The sequence below is a fragment of the Kitasatospora sp. NPDC043950 genome, from assembly GCF_056435345.1.
Window position 1 is genome coordinate 213,293 of sequence record NZ_JBWKER010000003.1, and the last position, 17,872, is coordinate 231,164.

The window sequence follows — 17,872 nt, forward strand, 5'->3', positions numbered from 1 at the left end:
CCGTCTCCGCTTCGACGCCGACCGCCCGCAGGACGGCGAAGCCGAGCAGCGGGCGCCCTGAAGGGCATCTCCCCGCAGAATCCGCTGCCACCGCGCCGACTGACAGGCCACCGAGCCGACCGACTGACGGGCTGCAACAACTGGACGGAAGCCGGGCCGTAGTCGGAACACAGAGCCCTGGCGGCGCCCTGACGAGGAAGCAGCCGCCTGCCGCGCAGTGCACAGAGCCTGTCCCAGGGCGCACGGGCCGGGATGTCGCGGGTTGCCTGTCACGGGCGACGCCTACGCTCGTGAACGGTCACTCCCCGCAACAATGACGAGGCGCAGAGGTGTGTATTCGTGGAGCGATGGACCAGGCGCGAGGACGGGCGGCTGCTCACCGGCCAAGGCCGCTACGTCGCCGATATCGCGGTGCCGGGTTGTCTGGACGCGGTCTTCGTCAGAAGCAGGGTGGGCCACGGCACTTTGCGCGAGGTGGACTGTGCCGCCGCCCGTGCGGTGCCCGGTGTGGTGGGTGCCTGGTCTGCCGCGGAGCTGTCGGAGTTGCCCGCGGTGCCGTACACGGTGCTGGCCGGGCTGTCCCACGAGGAGTCGGTGGCCGGTCGGGAGTGGCCGGCGCTGGTGAAGGACCGGGTGCGGTACGCGGGCGAGGCGGTCGCGGTGGTCCTGGGGGAGGACCGTTACCGGGCCGAGGACGGGGCGGCGGAGGTCTCCTGCCGGGTCGATCCGCTGCCCGCGATGGTGACGCCGTCCGCCGCGGCGGACGATTCGGTGCGGCTCTTCGACGGGCTGAGCAACATCGCGTTCCGAGGCGAGGCCGGGAAGCCGGTCGAGGAGTCGGTGTGGCGGGAGGCGGCGGCCGTGGTGGAGGGCCGGTACCGCCAGCAACTGCTGATGCCCACGCCGATGGAGTGCCGCACGATCCTCGCCGTGCCCGAGGGGGACCGGCTGACGGTGTGGTCGGGGCACCAGATGCCGCATCGGCTGCGTCGTGAACTGGCGGCGTTGCTGGGGTGGTCGGTGGACCGGGTGCGGGTGGTGGTGCCGGATACCGGTGGGGCGTTCGGGTCGAAGAGCGCGGCGTTCCCGGAGTTCGTCGTGGTCGCCTTCCTGGCGGTGAGGCTGGGTCGGCCCGTGCGGTGGATCGAGGACCGGCTGGAGTCCATGCTGGTCGCGACCCGGGGTCGGGGGCAGGACCAGCGGGTGCGGCTCGCGGCTGACGCCGATGGGCGGTTGCTCGGCTACGAGTTGGAGATCGAGGCCGACGTGGGCGCCTATCCGCACCTCGGGGTGGGGCTGCCGATGCAGACCGCCTGGCTGGCGACGGGCCCGTACACCACTCCCCAGGTGCATGCGAGTGTTCGCTCGGTGCTGACGAACACGATGCTGACGTATCCCTACCGCGGTGCCGGCCGGCCGGAGGCGACGATCGCGCTGGAGCGGGCGATGGACGTGATGGCGCGTCGGCTGGGTCTGGATCCGGCGGAGCTGCGGCGGCGCAACTTCGTCCCGCCCGGGAGCTTCCCGTACCTGACGCCCACCGGGCGGTGCTATGACAGCGGGAACTACGCCGCCGCGCTGGACCTGGCGCTGGGAACCCTGGGGTACGACGAGTGGCGGGCCGAGCAGGCCCGGCGCCGCACGGATCCGGGCGCCCTGCCGCTGGGCATCGGCCTGTCCTGTTACGTGGAGCGTTCCGGTGGCGAGGCGGGCGGGCTGCACGAGTTCGGCAGTGTCGAGGTCGGCGAGGACGGCACGGTCACCGCTCGGTGCGGTGCGGCGCCCAGCGGTCAGGGACACGAGACGGTCTTCGCCGCGCTGGTCGCCGGGACGCTGGGGGTGGCCGAGGAGCGGGTCCGGTTGGTCGAGGGGGACACCGACGAGCAGCCCGAGGGCCTGGGCTCGTTCGCCAGCCGTTCCGCGCAGGTGGTGGGCGCGTTGCTTCAGCATGTCTCGCGGTCGCTGATCGAGAAGGCCAGGGAGCGGGCAGCGCGGTTGTGGGATCTGCCGGTTGACGAGGTGGAGTGGTCCAACGGCATCGTGCATGCCGCTAAGGACGGCCCGGCGGCCATCGGCGTGGCGGACCTGGTGAAGGTCACCGGGCCGTTGCGGGTGGACGACCGGTTCGAGTCGGGGATGGCCTTTCCGTTCGGCTCCCACGCGGTGGTGGCCGAGGTCGATCCGGAGCTGGGCACCGTCCGGCTGCTGCGGGTGGTGACCGTGGACGACTGCGGAGTGGTGCTCGATCCCATGATCGTGCGCGGGCAGGCCTTCGGGTCGGCCGTCCAGGGCATCGGCCAGGCGCTGTACGAGGGAATGACCTACGACGACGACGGCGTGCCGGTGCTGGCCTCGGGTCTGCTGGACTATCTGCTGCCGACGTTCACCGAGGTCCCGCCGATCGAGGTCAAGGACACCTGCACCCCGAGCCCGGCGACGCCGCTGGGCGCGAAGGGCGCGGGCGAGTCGGGGTGCATCGGTACTCCGGCCGCGATCGTCAACGCGGTGGCCGACGCGCTGCGGATCGCCGACCCGGACCTGTTGCAGATGCCGCTCACCCCGGACGTGGTCTGGCGAGCGGCCCGCGCCCCGAAACACGAGGAGGAGGTCCGGTGAAGCCCGCCGCTTTCGACTACGTCGTGCCGCGCACGGTACCCGAAGCCGTGGAGGCACTCGGTGACCTCGGGCGGAAGGCCCAGGTGCTCGCCGGCGGGCAGAGCCTGATTCTCGACATGCACCTGCAGCGCATCCGCCCCGAGCTGGTGGTCGACATCAACCGCATCGCCGGGCTCGACCGGTTGAGCGTGGACGGCGACACGCTGCGGGTGGGCGCCCTGGTCCGCCACGGCGCCTTCGAGTCGGCGCAGGCCGTGCCGGGCCCGCTCGGCGCGCTGTTCGCGCATGCCGCGGTGAACATCGCGCATCCGCCGATCCGCTCCCGCGGCACGATGGTGGGCAGCTTCGCCTGGGCGCACCCCGCCTCGGAGTGGTGCGCCATCGGCACCGCCCTGGGCGCCGACATCGAGGTGCGCGGCCTGGAGGGCAGACGCACGGTCGCGGCCCGCGACTGGTTCCACGGTCCGCACCGGACCGCGCGCCGACCGCAGGAACTCATCACCGCCGTGCGGTTCCCGCTGCTCGGCGACGACACAGGGGTCGGCTTCGTCGAGCACCGGCGCACGCACTTCTGCTTCGCCCAGGTGGCCGTCGCCGCCGCGCTGACCGTGTGCGACGGGGTGATCAGCGAGGCGCGGATCGGCCTGGTCAACTGCGCCGACCGGCCGCTGCGGGCCCACGCAGCCGAGCAGTCGCTGATCGGCACCGAGGTCGGCGCGCCCGTGGACGGCTACCGGCTGCCCGACGGCCATCCGTTCACCCACGCGGGCCGGATCGCGGCGACCCAGGACGCCGCACCCCTGCCCGAGCCGTTCGCCGATGTCGAGTACAAGCGGCACGCCATCGCGGTCCTGGTCGGCAGGACACTGTGCCAGGCGGCGAACGACCAGCGGTCGCGCCTCGCCCAGCCCAAGGGAGACCACACGTGAAGATCACTCTTACGGTGAACGGGGAGGCGTATCCGCTCGACGTGGAGCCGCGCCGCATCCTCGCCGACGTGCTGCGGGAGGACTGCCGGCTCACCGGCACTCACCTGGGCTGCGAGCACGGGATCTGCGGGGCGTGCACGGTGCTGGTGGACGGCGAGGCCGTCCGGTCGTGCCTGATGTTCGCGGTGCAGTGCGACGGCAGTTCGGTGCGCACCGTGGAAGGGCTCGCCGGGCCCGAGGGTGAGCCCCACCCGCTCCAGCGTGCGTTCTCCGCCGAACACGCCCTGCAGTGCGGCTTCTGCACCCCGGGATTCCTGATGGTGGCCGCCGGGGCGCTGGAGGCCGATCCCGCCATCGGCGACTCCCCGGAGCGCGTCGACGGCCTGGTCGGTTCCAACATCTGCCGGTGCACCGGCTACGAACCCATCCGCCGCGCGATCCTGCGGGCCGCGCGCGAGCAGACCGGAGGAGAGCGGGACGCCGGTAACCGGTGACATCCCCGCGGGGATCATCGACGGCCACGCGCACTGGCTGCCACGCGACCTGCTCGCACACCGACCACGCGGCGATCGCCAGGGCCGCGGGTGCGCGGGGCATCCGGGTGGAGCAGCCGGCGGAGGTGCGCGAGGCCCTCCGGCACCCGGGCCCGGCCCTCGTCGACGTCGTCACCGACCCCAACGCGCTCTCCATCCCGCCCAGGATCACCTCCGAGCAGCTCATCGGGTTCGCCCTGTCCGCCGGCCGCACCGTCGTGAACGGCGGCGTCGGACGCATGGTGCAGCCGGCCCGCGCCAACCTGCGCAACATTCCCGGAATTTGATGCAGCGTCATGCAAGGGCGGCGGACGGCGGATGGGGTCTGCCGCCCGCCGCCTTACCTGTGCGCTGTCTTGGCGGGTCAGTTGGCGATGGTGGCGTGCATCTCCCAGGCCAGGATCTCCGCGGGTTCGACCGCGGTGACCCTCTGCCCGCCGATCGCGGTGAAGCGTACGGCGTCGCCGGCGGCCAGTGGGCCGATGCCTTCCAGGGCGACATTGCCGCGCGGGACGAAGAGGTGCACGAAGGGGGCGTCGGGCAGTTCGGCGCTCTGGCCGGGTTGCAGCCGGGCCACGTGCAGCGCCGCGTAGCGGTTCCTGATGCGGATGGCGGCGGCGCCGTCGTGCTTGTCCATCCCGGAGGCGACCGGGATCAGGCCGCCGGACAGCAGCGCGTCGTCGATTTCGAGCTGCTCATAGCCGGGTGTGATGCCACCCTCGTCGGGGACGACCCACATCTGCACGAAGTGGACGGGATCGGTGTGGGCGTTGGCGCCGCTGAGGCGCCAGGAGTCGTTCTTCTCCGAGTGCAGGATGCCGGTGCCGGCGCTCATGCGCTGGGCGAGTCCGGGGTAGATCACGCCGGAGTGGCCGGTGGAGTCCTGGTGGACCAGCGAGCCCTGTAGGACCCAGGTGACGATCTCCATGTCGCGGTGCGGGTGGGTCTCGAAGCCGCTTCCCGGGCGGACGGTGTCGTCGTTGTTGACGAGCAGCAGCCCGTGGTGGGTGTTGGCGGCGTCGTAGTGTCCGCCGAAGGAGAAGGAGTGCTTGGAGTCCAGCCAGTCGATCTTCGTGGCGAGGCGCTCGCCGGCGCGGCGGACGTCGACGCGGGGGTGGTTCGCGGTGGTGTTCACCGTGTTCTCCTTTCGGGCGGTCCGGGAGCTCTCGCGAGGGCCCGGTGGCGCCTTTGTGGCACCCTGCACAAGAGAACATAGTTCATTGTTCAACTATTCCGTCCGGGGGCGCCTCGCGGGGGCGGTGTCAGGGCCCGTACTGCTCCAGCAGGCGCAGCCAGATCTCACTCATGGCGGGGAACGCCGGGACGGCGTGCCACAGACGCTCCAGCGGGACCTCGCCGACGATGGCGACGGTCGCCGCGTGGATCAGTTCGCCGACACCGGGGCCGACCAGGGTGCAGCCGACCACGACGGATCGCTGCTCGTCCGCGACCAGCTTGGCGTGCCCGCGGTAGCCGTCGGCGAGCAGCGAGGCTCCGGCGACGTCGCCGATCGGGTACTCCACCGCCCGGACCGGGAGCCCGGCCCGGCGGGCCTGCTCCTCGGTCAGGCCGACGGCGGCGGCCTCCGGCCTGGTGAAGACCACCTGCGGTACGGCGTGGTGGTCGGCGGTGGCCGCCCAGGCGGCCCAGGGGGTGGGGTTCGCGTGGCGTCCGGCGGCGCGTGCCGCGATCGCCGCCGCGCAGGCCCGGGCCTGGTACTTGCCCATGTGGGTGAGCGGCGAGCGTTGGTTGATGTCGCCGGCCGCGTAGAGCCAGCCGGCGGCGACCTCCGTGACCCGGCAGCTGCCGTCCACGAGCAGCCGGCCGCCGGGCGCCAGGCCGACCGTCTCCAGGCCGAGCCCGGCGGTACGCGGACTGCGGCCGGTGGCCACCAGGAACTCCTCGGACTCCACCGTGGAGCCGTCGGCCAGGTACGGCGTGACCACGCCGGTCGAGCCGTCCCGGGTCAGGCGCTCGACCTCGGCCCCGGTGCGTATCCCGACGCCCTCGCCGCGCAGCCCGTCGGCGACCCGCACCGCGGCGAACGGCCCCCAGGCGGGCAGCAGCCCCCTCGCCGCGCACCATGGCGAACTGCCGGCGGGACAGTTCCACCGTCGCGGACGACGCCATGGTGACTCCTGTCAGCGCTGCGAGGCGGGGTGCGGGTGGAGCGGGTGGGTCACAGCCGCACCAGTGGGGTGTCCACCAGGTGCTCGGCCAGGAACCACACCTGCGCCTCGCCGGTCCGCGCGACCTGGGAGACCAGCAGGTCGTTGGTGCCGTCGTCGCCGAGCGCCGCGACCCGGCCAGCGGCATCACGGGCGTCGACGAGGATCGCCTCGTGCGCCGCCAGCAGCCGCGACAGCATCGCCGGCACCTCCTCGACGCCGTCCGGCGGACGCGGGATCGAGGTGATCTCCGCGACGTGCCGCGGGTCGCCGACCGCCACTCCGCCGAGGGACTGGACCCGCTCGGCGAGCACGTCCACCAGCGCCAGTTGCTCGTCCGCGTGCTTGTCCAGCAGCAGGTGCAACTGGTAGAAGGTCGCCCCCCGCATCAGCCAGTGGTGCTTCTTGTGGAGCGTGTAGAGGATCCGGGTGTCCGCGAGTACCCGGTTGAGCCGCTGGCAGGCGTACAGGCGTACAGGCGCGCATCGTGGGAGAGGCCGAGCGGAACCTGGGTGACGGTTCCGAACTCCTGGATCTCCTGGCCCTTCTGGTGCAGCAGTGGCTGGCTGCTGCCGCCGATGGTGGGGTGGTCGGAACTGCTCATGGGAACTCCCTCGGCCGTCGCGGTCCGGTGACCCCCCGGTCGCGGTCCAGTGACTCGGGCAAAGCTATGGGCGCGCGAAGTGCGGGATTGTTCCGAAGCGCACCGATCATTGCCCCTGCGCGCCCGGCTCGGGCGCACGCCGTCACCGAGCCGGGGTGAGCGGGTGATCGTCGCCCCCTGCCCGGGCGCGCCATTCGCGGGGCGTGACGCCGTAGGCGGCGCGGAAGACGCGGCTGAAATGGGTCGGGCTGACGAATCCCCAGCGCCGGGCCACGGCTGAGACGGTCGGTGTGGCGAAGGCGCGCCGGGACAGGTCGTGTGCGCACATGTCGAGCCGGCGGCGTTGGATCCAGCGGGTCACCGTGGTCTCCTCGCCCTGGAAGAGCTTGTGGAGGTAGCGGACCGAGACGTGGTGTGCGGTGGCGATCCGCTCGGGCGAGAGTGACGGGTCGCCGAGACGGCACATCATGTAGTCCTTGATCCGCGCGAGCATGGCCGGCGCCATCTCCGGTGCCGTCGGGTCCAGATGGCCGCTGTGCTCCTGGATGAGCAGGGCCAGCAGATCGACGGCCGTGTCGGCGAGCCGGATCCCTGCGCAGGGGTCGAGCTTCGCCGCCTCGGAGGCCAGCTTCCGCAGGTACGTGGTGACCAGCCCGACGGATCCGGACGCGGATGCGAACGGCGCGGCGGTGGCCGCCCCGAGGTCTCGGTCGGACACGTGCAGGACGTGCCGAGGCAGCCGGAACGCGGTGAACCCGAAGGCGCCCGGGAACTCCTTGGCGAACGGGCGACTGGAGTCGCAGAGCGCCAACCCGCCCGGGCCGCAGATGATTTCCCGGCCGTCCTGGGAGATCCTCGCGTGGCCCTGGTGTTGAATCGTGAACGCGACCCAGCCCTCGCCGCCGGCCTCGATCGTTCGGCGGCTGCGGGTGACCACCTGCGGTCCGGCTGCCACTCCGGAGATCTGCACGACTCCCAGCCGGTCACTGCTGAGGGTCCCGGGGGAGGGCTCCCGTTCGAGGAGCCGGAGCTCCAGCGGAATGAACGCCCGCGCGACGGCCTCGTGCCAGAACTCGGCACGCTCGCCGGGGGACAGGGATTCGGTGGATACGGTGGTTGGCACAGGGCTCCCCTCGTCGTCAGCCGTGGGCGTTGGGCATGGAGTCACCACCGCTGACCTGGCACTATCTTGCAGGCGTCGCACAGGGCGGCGCTTCTGCCAGATGACCGGTCTCGGCGGTGGAACGCATGGAGCAGCCGCGGGCAAGGACCAACAGCAGGGGTGGGCATGGAGAGCTTCGGCGGCTCGGAGATCGTCGGCAGGGAGCGTGAGCTGGCGCGGATCGCGGGGGTGCTCGACGCGGTGGACAGCCGTGCCGGCGTCCGCGCCCAGGTGCTCGTGCTGACCGCCGAACCCGGCGCGGGCAAGAGCACGCTGGTCGACTGGGCCGCGGCCCGGGCGGCGGGCCGCGGCTTCCAGGTGCTGCGGGCTCGCGCCGGTGAGGGTGAGGAAGGTTTCGGATTCGCCGGGTTGCACCAGCTGCTGCGGCCGCTGCTGGGGGAGGCCGACCGGTTGTCCGCTCCGCAGCGGGAAGCGCTGCTGGTCGCCTTCGGTCAGCAGGCGGCTGTCGGCGACCGGCAGCCCGATCCGCTGCTGATCCGTTACGCGGTCCTGAGTCTGCTGTCCGACGCGGCCACCGGCCGGCGACTGCTCCTGCTCGTCGACGACGCCCAGTGGCTGGACCAGGGCAGCGTGGAGGTGCTCGCCTTCCTCGCCCGTCGGCTGGACGGCGAGGCGATAGGCGTCCTGCTGGCCGCGCGGGAGGAAGGCCTTCCCGGGCAATTCGACCGGGAGTTCGCCGTCCTGGCCGTCACACCGCTGGACCGCGCGGCCGCGGGCCTGCTTCTCGACCGCCAGCCGCAGCCGCCGCGCGGCCGGGCCCGGCTGCGGATCTTCGAGCAGGCTAGCGGCAACCCGCTGGCGCTGACCGAGCTGGCCCGAGCCGTCGCCCGGGAGCCCGGCGGAGCGAAGGGGGCGGACGCCGCCGAATCGCTTCCGCTCACCGCCCGTCTGGAACGCATCTTCGCGGCGGATCTCGCCGGCCTCCCGCAGCGGACCCGGCAGGTGCTGCTGCTGGCCGCCGCGGCCGGCCCCGCGCAGTTCTCCGAGGTGCTGCGGGCCACCCCGGACGCGGGGGACCCGCAGGTGTGGCTACCCGCCGAGCGGGCGGGCCTGGTGCGACTGGAGTCCGGGCAGGCCCGGCTGCGCCATCCGCTGGTGCGCTCCGCCGTCTATCAGGCGGCCTCCTTCGAGGAGCGGCGCGCCGCCCACCAGGCGCTGGCCGAGGCACTGGTGGACGACCCCGACCGGCACGCGTGGCACCTTGCCGCAGCCACGCTCGGACCGGACGAGGAGGTGGCCGGGGCACTGGCCGCCGGCGCGGAGCGGGCACGCCGACGCGGCGGATACGCCGCCGCCGCGGCCACCCTCGAACGTGCGGCCGCACTGACCCCGGACGCGAACCTGCGGGCGAGGCGGCTGCTCGAAGCCGCCACCATGGCGATGCTCGGCGGCTGCCCCCAGTGGGTGGGCGAGCTGGCGGTCAGGGTCTGTGCGATCGCGGAGGACCCGGAACTGCTCGCCGAGGCGTCCATGCGCGCCGGCTGGTCCCTGGCGGTGACCACCCGGCACGAGGAATCGCTGGGATTTCTGGTGCCCGTCGCGCAGTCCATGGTCGAGCGGGCACCCCAGCTCGCCCTGGGCGCGTTGGGCACGGCAGCCACCCCGGCGTACAACGCGGGCTCCCTCTTCTACCGCGCGGAGCTGCGCCGGATCGCCGAGCTGGTGCCGGAACAGCCGGACGAGGTGGACCGGATCTGGCTGCGGGCCGGCACCGAACCCTTCACGGACCGCGAGTGGGCGCTGCCCGAGCTCCGCCGCTGCGTGGCCGAGGCGCCCGAGGACTCACTCGCGCATCTGGCCGAACTCGGCGCCGCCGCCTGGATTCTCGACGAGACGCAGCTGGCCGTTCGGCTGCTCGGCCAGGCGATGGACCATCTGCACCGGGCTCCGACGGCCGGCGGCAACGCGGTCGTCGCGCAGGCGCTCGCGCTCGCACTCTTCGACAGCGGCGCCTGGTCCGCGGCGCGGTCCACCGCGCAGGAGGCGTACCGGGTGGCCGTCGAGGTCGGCTCGGACAACGCCGCGGTGGGATCGCCCATCCTCCAGGGCACCCTGCTCGCGCTGCACGGCGACGCGAGCGGGGCGCGCGAGCTCATCGGGACGGCCGTCGCCGGGGTGGACCTGTCCTGCTCGCCCAGCCTGTTCGTACGGTCCTGCCACGCGCTCGCTCTGGCAGCCCTCGCCGAGGGTGACCACCTCGCGGCGTACCGGCAGCTGCGAGCCGTCTTCTCCCGCGACTTCCACCCCGCCCCGGTGCACTACCACGCGTCGTACTACTACCTCGGCGACCTCGCCGCCGCGGCTGTCCGCGCCGGTCACGAGGACGACGCGCGGGCCGTGCTGGAGGTTGCCGTGCGCTCGCTCGGCTGGCTGCGCTCCGCGCGCCTGGAGGTGGTGGTGAACCGGGCCTGCGCGCTGCTGAGCGGGCTGGACCAGGCGGAGCAGCACTTCCGCGCCGCCCTCGCGGACCCGGCCGGTGACCTGTGGCCCTTCGAACGGGCGCTGGTGCGGCTGGAGTTCGGGGAGTGGCTGCGTCGCCACCGCCGGGTCACCGAGGCGCGCACCGAGCTGAGCGCCGCCCTCGGCGTCTTCGAACGGCTCGACGCCCGTCCCTGGACCGAGCGGGCCGCCTCGGAGCTGCGGGCCGCCGGTGTGCCGACCACCCGTACGGAGACCGCCGGCCGCACGGCCGACCTGACTCCGCAACAGCTGGAGATCGCCCGCGCGGCCGCCGCCGGTCTGACCAACCGGGAGATCGGCGCCAAGCTCCTGCTCTCCCCGCGCACCGTCGGCTTCCACCTGCACAAGATATTTCCCAAGCTCGGCATCACCACCCGGACCCAACTGCACGACGCGCTGGGGGACGCGCAGCGTGCGGGCTGACCGCCGGTCCGCATGGCGACGCCGGCCGGCCGCTACAGCTCGTCGTGGCCGGGCTTGAACGAGGTACCCACGACCGGCGGCAGCAGGGTGCGCGCGTAGCGCAGGACGTCATGGGCGTTGTTGACGGTGGTGCCACCGATGCGCAGGGGCGCGGGGCGCGGATTGGGGCCGACCCCCATCTCGTTCCAGTAGAAGTTGGACAGTGCGTCCCAGTTGTTCTCCAGCTGCTGCACCCAGGAGGGAATGCCGCTGCCCGAGCTTCCCCTGTCGTTCAGGACATTACGGAAGACGCCCTCGACGTCGTTGAACCGGACGGCCTCGGAGGTGAACTGGAGGAGCAGCATCAGCGCGCGGGCGGTCGTGCGCGGATCCTGATCGGCGGAGCGCTGGTTGGCCAGGTCGACGACGGCTCGCCGCACGCTGTCGAAGGAGACCGGCGTGGTGGACCGGTCCCGCTGGGCGGTGCGGGCGAGGGAGACGTAGTTGCCGCCGAACGGGAGCCTGCGGACTCCCGGAATCGGGGCACTGGCGAAGATGTCGTTGAAGACGTACGAGACGCCCGGGGCGGCCTGGGGGGAGAACCCCACCACGTAGAGATTGTCGGGATTGATCCAGAGGTCCACCCCCCGGCCGGTGCCGCCGTCGTCGTCGGCCGTCAGCGAGACCCTGACGACGCCCTCGTCGTGCTTTGTCAACGTCAACTGCGCTGTTCGCAGCCATGGTTGACAGTAGATCGGACGAGTTGACGAGCTGTGTCCCGGCCTTGCCCCAGGGCGTACAAGCGCTGCCTGATTGCGTGCCCAACTGCCCAACTGCCTGCCTGCCTGCCTGCCTGACGGGCCGGCCGGCAGTGGCACCCGGGTCGGCTGGGGACTGCGCGCAGAGACCAGAGGTCGGGCGCCGTCGGACAACGCGGCCTGGCCGGGCGGTTCTACGGTAGCGGCCACGCCTCGGGACTCGGGCGCCGGCCGGGCGACGCCGCGGCCGGCACCTGCCGGGCGGACCACCCCGCACCATGAGGAGACGGAAATATGGCCAAGGACCGCGGCGACGTGCCGCTCCGGCACCAGGTGCTCTTCTACCCGGTGACCGACGCCGCCTTCGACACCAACTCGTACCACCAGTTCGCGACCGGCTACTTCCTGCGCCGCGACGGCATGGAGTGGTTCTGGGACCAGTACACGACCGACCCTGCCCAGCGCGCCGAGATCACCGCCTCCCCGCTGCGCGCCACCACCGAGCAGCTGACCGGTCTGCCCGCCGCGCTGGTGATCACCGGCGAGGCCGACGTGCTGCGCGACGAGGGCGAGGCATACGCGAACAAGCTCCGGGCGGCCGGCGTCCCGGTCACCGCCGTGCGCTACCAGGGCATCATCCACGACTTCGTGATGCTCAACGCCCTGCGCGAGACGCACGCGGCCCAGGCCGCCATCACCCTGGCGACCCAGACCCTGCGTGCGGCGCTGCACGCCGTCTGACGTCCGCTCCGCACCGTCGAGGACCCGGTGCCACCGTGCTGTGCACCGGCGGTGCCGGGTCCTTGTTCGCGCGCCCGGCTGAGCAGGCGCTCCGGGCCGCAGTGGTGCACGTCGCCGTGTGCCGTGTGTCGTGCGCCGCTGCCGTGACCGATCCGGCGGCGATCCAGCCGAGTGTCCCGGCCGGTTACGACCGCGAGCCGCCGTCATGGATCTCGGCGATGTAGCCGCCGGGGAACTGCACCATCGCGCTGTCGCGCCGGGGGGAGGCGTACGGCCCCCACAGCACAGTCGCGCCGGCGGCCCGGGCCTTGGCGAGGGTCGCGGCGAGGTCGCTCACGGCGTAGCCGGTGCTCTCGCGTCCGAAGGGGTAGGGCAGATGCCCGTCGGTGACCGCGACGGAGGTGTCGCCGAACGGTGAGCTGATCCGGATCCGCCGGTAGGAGGTGCCGGGCAGGCCGAGTTCGGCGCCCGGTGCGTGGTTGTCGTCGGAGACCACCGTGCCGCCGGTGAAGCCCAGGTACGAGTGCAGGAAGGATCGGATCGCGCCGCTCGGCAGGTAGAGCCGGTTCTCCGGTACGGACGCGAGCGCCGGGTACGAGGGTGCCTTGGTGTGCCAGTACAGCTGCGCGTAGATGCCGCCGGGGAACTGGACGATCGCGTCGCGGCCGATCGGGTCGGCGAACGGCGCGACGACCGTGTTCGCCCCGTCCGCCTCGGCCTTGCGCACGCCGCGGTCCAGGTCCGTGACGAGCCAGCCGGTGCGCTCGGCGCCGAACGGGTAGGGGACGGGCGTCTGGTAGTCGAAGACGGAGAGCGTGCCGACGGGGGAGAGGACGAGCTCGGACTTGGTCAGGCTCGGGGTCGGTGTGACGTCGGCGAGGACCTGCGGCGTGTTGGTGCCGCCGAAGGTCGCCTCCCAGCTGCTGACGAAGGAGTCCATCGCGCCGGGCGTCACGTACACGTGCGTCGTGTCGTACTGGGGGCCGACGGCGAGGCCGGGGCGTCCGGCGGTGGGCGCCGCGGGGGCCGACGGTGCGGTGACGAAGGCCAGCGCGGTGGTGGCGGTGACCGCCGCCAGCAGGCGCAGGGAGAGGCGCATGGGCATGTGAAGTGTCCTTCCGGGAGACAGAGTTGGCCGAGGGGGTGGCGGCGGGGCGGACGCCTCAGTCGCGCTCGCGGTAGCCGACCGCGATCGCGGCGACCAGGACCGTGCCGGCCAGCAACGCCCAGCCGAGGTGTCCGTGGATGACGAGCGCGGCTCCGGGAGCGGCGCCCGCGAGCATCGCCAGGACCGCGTAGAGGCGCCGGCCCAGGCGGGGGTTGGCGCCGCCGGCCAGCGAGGAGTCCGCGGCGAGGCCGGTCAGGGTGAGGGTGAGCACCGTCGTGGTCAGGTCCGGCACGCCCAACTTGCGGACCGTGCCGTTGCGCAGGCCCATGGCCACGGCCAGCAGCGCGATCAGTGCCTCCTGCTGCGCCCGCCCGCTCGCGGTGAACGTGATGGCGGTCGCCGCGGCTTGCAGCGCGGTCTCGGCCAGCAGCGCGGTGCGCAGCCAGCGCTCCCGGCGGCCGTCGCGCTGTCGCAGCGCCAGCCGGCCGGCCAGGACCGAGCCCAGCAGGAAGGCGGCGAGCGAGGTGAGCGAGCCCGCGATCGAGAAGCCGGGCGTGCCCACCATGGCGAAGGCGACCACGACGACGTTCCCGGTCATGTTCGCGGTGAACACGTGGCCGAGCCCCAGGTAGCTCACCGCGTCGATCAGGCCGCTGACCGCGGTCAGCGCGAACAGGGCCAGGGCCAGCGGGTGGCGGTCCCGGACCTGCGCGGCGGCCACGGTGCTGTCGGACTGGGTGGTCGTCATCGGGGCGTCCTTCAGGGCTGTCCAGCGCGGTGCGCCACCGGGAGTGCGGGGCCCGGCGGCGCACGGCGGATACGGAATACGGGAGGCGGAATGCGGGATAACGGGATGCGGGATGTGGGTCAGAGGAAGCAGGGGTCGTCGAGGGCCGGCCCGCCCGGGCCGGGGACGAGAAGTCCGCGCGCCTGCCGCCACTCGCGCTGCTCGTCGGAGGCGGCGGCTGCCTCGGCCACCTGCGCGGCCTGCCGGACGCCGGTGAGGCTGGGCGCGGTGGTGGCCTGGTAGCCGCCGAAGCGCGCCACGGGGCTCCACAGCGGGACCACGGCCGGCAGCTCGGGGGCGAGACCCTCGTGCTCCTGGACACTGTGCACGATGCGGCCGCCGACCACGGTGAGGACGGACTCGATGTGGGGGATGTCGGCCTCGTCCACCGTCAGGTAGTCGGCACTGAGCACCGCGAAGTCGGCGTAACAGCCCACCCGCAGCCGGCCCTTGACCTCCTGCTCGCCGGTGAGCCGGGCGCCGCCCAGGGTGTAGAGCTCCAGCGCCTCCTCGCGGCTGAGCCGGTTGGCCGCCGGGCGGAGCGTACGTCCGCCGACGGCGCGCCCGGAGACCAGCCAGTGCAGCGCCACCCACGGGTTGTAGGAGGAGACCCGGGTGGCGTCCGTGCCCGCGCCGACCGTCAGCCCGCGTTCCAGCATCGCCCGCACCGGCGGCGCCTCGGCAGCCGCGGCGGCGCCGTAGCGGCGCACGAACGCCTCACCCTGGAAGGACAGCCGGTTCTGCACCGAGACGGCCCCGCCGAGCGCGGCGATCCGGTCCAGACTCGCGGAGGAGACCGTCTCGGCGTGGTCGAAGAGCCACCGGTTCCCGCCCGGGAAGAGGCCCTCGGCGGCGAGCCTCTCGAAGACCGCCAGGTCGCGGTGGATCGTCTCGTCGTAGCTGGCGTGCAGCCGAAAACCCCAGCCGTGCTCCATCAGCAGCCGGACGGCCTGCTCGAACCCGGCCTCGTACGGGCCGAGTTCGGGGCGCGGCTCGGTGAAGTTCTCGAAGTCCGCAGCCGCCCAGGTGAGATTCTCCCCGGCACCGTTCAGCCGCAGCCACTCGTCCCCGTCACCCGGTCGGACGGTGGCCACCCAGCGCGCCAGGTCGTCCAGCTCCTGTCCGGCGGTCTGCGGGAAGAGGTGGTAGGCGATCCGCAGCGTCAGCTCGCCGTTCTGCGCGAGCTGCATGACGGTGCCGTAGTTCTCCGGGAAGCTCTGGAAGCCGCCGGCCGCGTCGATGGCCGAGGTCAGCCCGAAGCGGTTGAGCTCGCGCAGGAAGTGCCGGGTGGAGGCGGCCTTCTCGGCCTCGTCCAGCGTCGGCGCCTTGGCGAGCGTGGAGTACAGCAGCAGGGCGCCGGGGGCGGCCAGCAGCAGGCCGGTCGGCTGTCCGTCGTGGCCGCGCACGATCTGGCCGCCCACCGGGTCCGGGGTGTCGCGGTCGAACCCCGCGGCCCGCAGCGCCGCCCGGTTCATCAGCGCCGACTGGTACAGGTGCAGGACGAAGACGGGGGTGTCGGGCGCCGCGGCGTTCAGCTCGGCCACCGTGGGCAGCCGGCGCTCGGCGAACTGGTCCGCGGACCAGCCGCCGACCACCCGGACCCACTGGCCGGGCGGGGTGCGTTCGGCCTGGGTGCGGAGCATGGCCAGCGCCTGGCGCAGTGTCGGTACGCCGTCCCAGCGCAGCTCCAGCACGTAGTTGAGACCGCCCCGGACGACGTGCAGGTGCGAGTCGTTGAGGCCCGGGACGGCACGTCGTCCGAGCGCGTCGACGACCCGGGTCCGCGGGCCGATCTGCGGGATGACGTCCGCGTCGTCGCCGACGGCGATGATCAGACCGTCGCGGATCGCGACCGCGCTCGCCCGCGGGTGCGACGGGTCGCCGGTGTACACCTTGGCGTTGCGCACGACCAGGTCGGCGGCTCGGCCGGCTTCGCCGGGGTGACCGGCGCGGATCCCGGCGACAGGCATGCTCGACATGATGGTGACCGTCCTTGTCGTTCGGGCCGGACAGCGCGAGCGGCACGGCCCGTTGAGCTCTGGCACGAGTCAACCTAGGGCGGCATCGAGCTGCGACTTTGCTCTGCACGCACCGGCTCTGTCCTGTGCGGGCAGCGACCCCCGCGGGCAGCGCCGGGACCGACGGCGCACGGGAGCTCCGTGCAGTGTGGGAACAGTCCTGGGCGCGGGGGGAGAAGAGATGTCCGGGCGCCGCCGGATAGCGTCCTTGCTGTGCCGGAGAGCCTGCGGCACCGCTCGTGTCTCCGAGCCTTCGATGCCTTGCGACGTCCCCGCCGAGGTCTGCGCCGACGTCCCCGCTGATGTCCGCGCCGACGCCCCCGTGACACCCCATCAGCCGAAAGAGAGAACCGCCATGGTCGACTTCGACTCCGTGCACGCCGCCCCCAGCTCCGATCTACTGACGCCGGACAACTCGATGATGCTCTTCGTCGACCACCAGCCGCAGATGTTCTTCGGCACGGGCAGCGGCGACCGCACGGCGATCATCAACGCCACCGTCGGCCTGGCCAAGGCTGCCCGGGTCTTCGACGTCCCGGTGGTGCTGTCCACGGTGGCCGCCGATTCCTTCTCCGGCCCGATCCTGCCCCAGCTGAAGGCGGTCTTCCCGAAGCACGGGGTGGTCGACCGCACCTCGATGAACGCCTGGGAGGACGCGGCCCTGGTCGAGGCGGTCAAGGCGACCGGGCGCAGCAAGATCATCCTTTCCGGCCTGTGGACCGAGGTCTGCCTGGTGCTGCCCGCCCTGTCGGCGCTGGACCAGGGCTACGAGGTCTACGTGGTCACGGACGCTTCCGGCGGCGTCAGCCCGCTGGCCCATGAGCACGCCATCCAGCGGATGACGGCGGCCGGCGCGGTGCCGGTGACGTGGGTCCAGGTGCTGCTGGAGCTGCAGCGCGACTGGGCTCGCACCGAGACCTACCTGCCGGTCATGGACGTGGTCAAGGAGCACGCCGGCGCCTACGGCCTGGGTGTGGTCTACGCGCAGAGCATGATCAACGAGCACGCGGCCGGCTGACCGGAAACCAGGTACCACAGAAAGAGAGTTCACCAGTGAACGCAGGTCTCCTGCTGCTCCGGCTGGTCGCCGGCCTGCTGGTCGCGGGGCACGGGATCCAGAAGGTCAGCTTCCACCTCGGCGGCCGGGGGCTGGCCGGCGGCACCGAGGAGTTCCGCGGCGACGGCTTCCGCGGCGGCGTGTTCACCGCGCTCACCGCGGGAGGCACCCAGATCGGGGCCGGACTGCTCCTTGCGGCGGGTCTGCTCACGCCGCTGGCCGCCGCGGGAACGATGGGTGTGATGACGGTGGCGCTGACCGTCAAGCGGCCGCACGGGCTGTGGGTGCAGAACGACGGGTTCGAGTACCCGCTGGTGCTGGTCACGATCGGCGCGGCGCTGTCCGCCACCGGACCCGGCCGCTGGTCACTCGACGCACCGCTCGGACTGCTGCCCTGGCCCGCCTGGTGGCTGCCGGTGGCCGTACTGGCCGGCGTGGGCGGCGGCCTCGCCACCCGCCTCCTCCTGCACCGGCGCTGAACCACGCTGCCGGCACGGAGCGACCCGTG

13 protein-coding genes and 3 pseudogenes are annotated in these 17,872 nt (G+C 72.7%); 8 read left to right on the top strand and 8 right to left on the bottom strand.

Annotation, left to right across the window (positions count from 1 at the left end):
• The first annotated feature begins 339 nt into the window (after window positions 1-339).
• The 4 genes and pseudogenes from AC07BF_RS03155 to AC07BF_RS03170 all read left to right on the top strand — a co-directional run.
• Window positions 340-2,616 (top strand): xanthine dehydrogenase family protein molybdopterin-binding subunit, encoded by a 2,277-nt coding sequence (locus AC07BF_RS03155; RefSeq protein ID WP_400812275.1) that lies wholly within the window; start codon window positions 340-342, stop codon window positions 2,614-2,616.
• The gene (locus tag AC07BF_RS03160; RefSeq protein ID WP_363633276.1) at window positions 2,613-3,545 is read left to right on the top strand and encodes an FAD binding domain-containing protein; all 933 of its coding nucleotides are present in this window, start codon (window positions 2,613-2,615) and stop codon (window positions 3,543-3,545) included. The genes AC07BF_RS03155 and AC07BF_RS03160 overlap by 4 nt, the downstream gene beginning before the upstream one ends.
• A complete protein-coding gene (locus AC07BF_RS03165; protein ID WP_363588227.1) occupies window positions 3,542-4,039 on the top strand; it encodes a (2Fe-2S)-binding protein in 498 nt (165 codons plus the stop codon). Before AC07BF_RS03160 ends, AC07BF_RS03165 begins: the two co-directional genes overlap by 4 nt.
• Window positions 4,040-4,092: 53 nt before the next feature.
• Window positions 4,093-4,365, top strand: a pseudogene (locus tag AC07BF_RS03170) (ubiquinone-dependent pyruvate dehydrogenase); the annotation flags it as partial.
• A gap of 77 nt (window positions 4,366-4,442) precedes the next feature.
• Here AC07BF_RS03170 and AC07BF_RS03175 read toward each other — a convergent pair.
• From AC07BF_RS03175 to AC07BF_RS03190, 4 genes and pseudogenes are all read right to left on the bottom strand, one after another.
• Window positions 4,443-5,213 carry a pirin family protein gene (locus AC07BF_RS03175; RefSeq protein WP_478319315.1) on the bottom strand — a complete coding sequence of 257 codons (771 nt, stop codon included), beginning with the start codon at window positions 5,211-5,213 and terminating at the stop codon, window positions 4,443-4,445.
• 127 nt (window positions 5,214-5,340) lie between these two features.
• Window positions 5,341-6,114 (bottom strand): FAD-dependent oxidoreductase, encoded by a 774-nt coding sequence (locus tag AC07BF_RS03180; RefSeq protein ID WP_478332869.1) that lies wholly within the window; start codon window positions 6,112-6,114, stop codon window positions 5,341-5,343.
• A 143-nt stretch (window positions 6,115-6,257) separates the two neighbouring features.
• A pseudogene (locus tag AC07BF_RS03185) lies at window positions 6,258-6,850 on the bottom strand (Dps family protein).
• Between the two features lie 142 nt (window positions 6,851-6,992).
• Window positions 6,993-7,973 (bottom strand): AraC-like ligand-binding domain-containing protein, encoded by a 981-nt coding sequence (locus AC07BF_RS03190; RefSeq protein ID WP_363588221.1) that lies wholly within the window; start codon window positions 7,971-7,973, stop codon window positions 6,993-6,995.
• Between the two features lie 165 nt (window positions 7,974-8,138).
• Between AC07BF_RS03190 and AC07BF_RS03195 the strand changes: the two genes are divergently transcribed.
• Window positions 8,139-10,916, top strand: a complete 2,778-nt coding sequence (locus AC07BF_RS03195; RefSeq protein WP_478332870.1) for an AAA family ATPase — start codon at window positions 8,139-8,141, stop codon at window positions 10,914-10,916.
• A gap of 32 nt (window positions 10,917-10,948) precedes the next feature.
• Here the strand turns inward: AC07BF_RS03195 and AC07BF_RS03200 are convergent, their stop codons facing one another.
• Window positions 10,949-12,037, bottom strand: a complete 1,089-nt coding sequence (locus AC07BF_RS03200; RefSeq protein WP_478332871.1) for a ribosome-inactivating family protein — start codon at window positions 12,035-12,037, stop codon at window positions 10,949-10,951.
• Between AC07BF_RS03200 and AC07BF_RS03205 the strand changes: the two are divergent.
• Window positions 11,948-12,394 (top strand): annotated as a pseudogene (locus AC07BF_RS03205) (alpha/beta hydrolase fold domain-containing protein); the annotation flags it as partial. The gene AC07BF_RS03200 and the pseudogene AC07BF_RS03205 sit on opposite strands and share 90 nt — an antisense overlap.
• 184 nt (window positions 12,395-12,578) lie before the next feature.
• Here AC07BF_RS03205 and AC07BF_RS03210 read toward each other — a convergent pair.
• From AC07BF_RS03210 to AC07BF_RS03220, 3 genes are all read right to left on the bottom strand, one after another.
• Window positions 12,579-13,499 (bottom strand): glyoxalase, encoded by a 921-nt coding sequence (locus tag AC07BF_RS03210; RefSeq protein WP_363588215.1) that lies wholly within the window; start codon window positions 13,497-13,499, stop codon window positions 12,579-12,581.
• A gap of 58 nt (window positions 13,500-13,557) precedes the next feature.
• Window positions 13,558-14,250 carry a YoaK family protein gene (locus tag AC07BF_RS03215; RefSeq protein ID WP_363588213.1) on the bottom strand — a complete coding sequence of 231 codons (693 nt, stop codon included), beginning with the start codon at window positions 14,248-14,250 and terminating at the stop codon, window positions 13,558-13,560.
• Window positions 14,251-14,369: 119 nt separating this feature from the next.
• Window positions 14,370-16,268 carry an amidohydrolase gene (locus tag AC07BF_RS03220; protein ID WP_478332872.1) on the bottom strand — a complete coding sequence of 633 codons (1,899 nt, stop codon included), beginning with the start codon at window positions 16,266-16,268 and terminating at the stop codon, window positions 14,370-14,372.
• Between the two features lie 394 nt (window positions 16,269-16,662).
• Between AC07BF_RS03220 and AC07BF_RS03225 the strand changes: the two genes are divergently transcribed.
• Together AC07BF_RS03225 and AC07BF_RS03230 are read left to right on the top strand one after the other, a co-directional pair.
• Window positions 16,663-17,325 carry a hydrolase gene (locus AC07BF_RS03225; RefSeq protein WP_363588209.1) on the top strand — a complete coding sequence of 221 codons (663 nt, stop codon included), beginning with the start codon at window positions 16,663-16,665 and terminating at the stop codon, window positions 17,323-17,325.
• Window positions 17,326-17,360: 35 nt separating this feature from the next.
• Window positions 17,361-17,843 carry a DoxX family membrane protein gene (locus AC07BF_RS03230; protein WP_363588207.1) on the top strand — a complete coding sequence of 161 codons (483 nt, stop codon included), beginning with the start codon at window positions 17,361-17,363 and terminating at the stop codon, window positions 17,841-17,843.
• Window positions 17,844-17,872 lie beyond the last annotated feature (29 nt).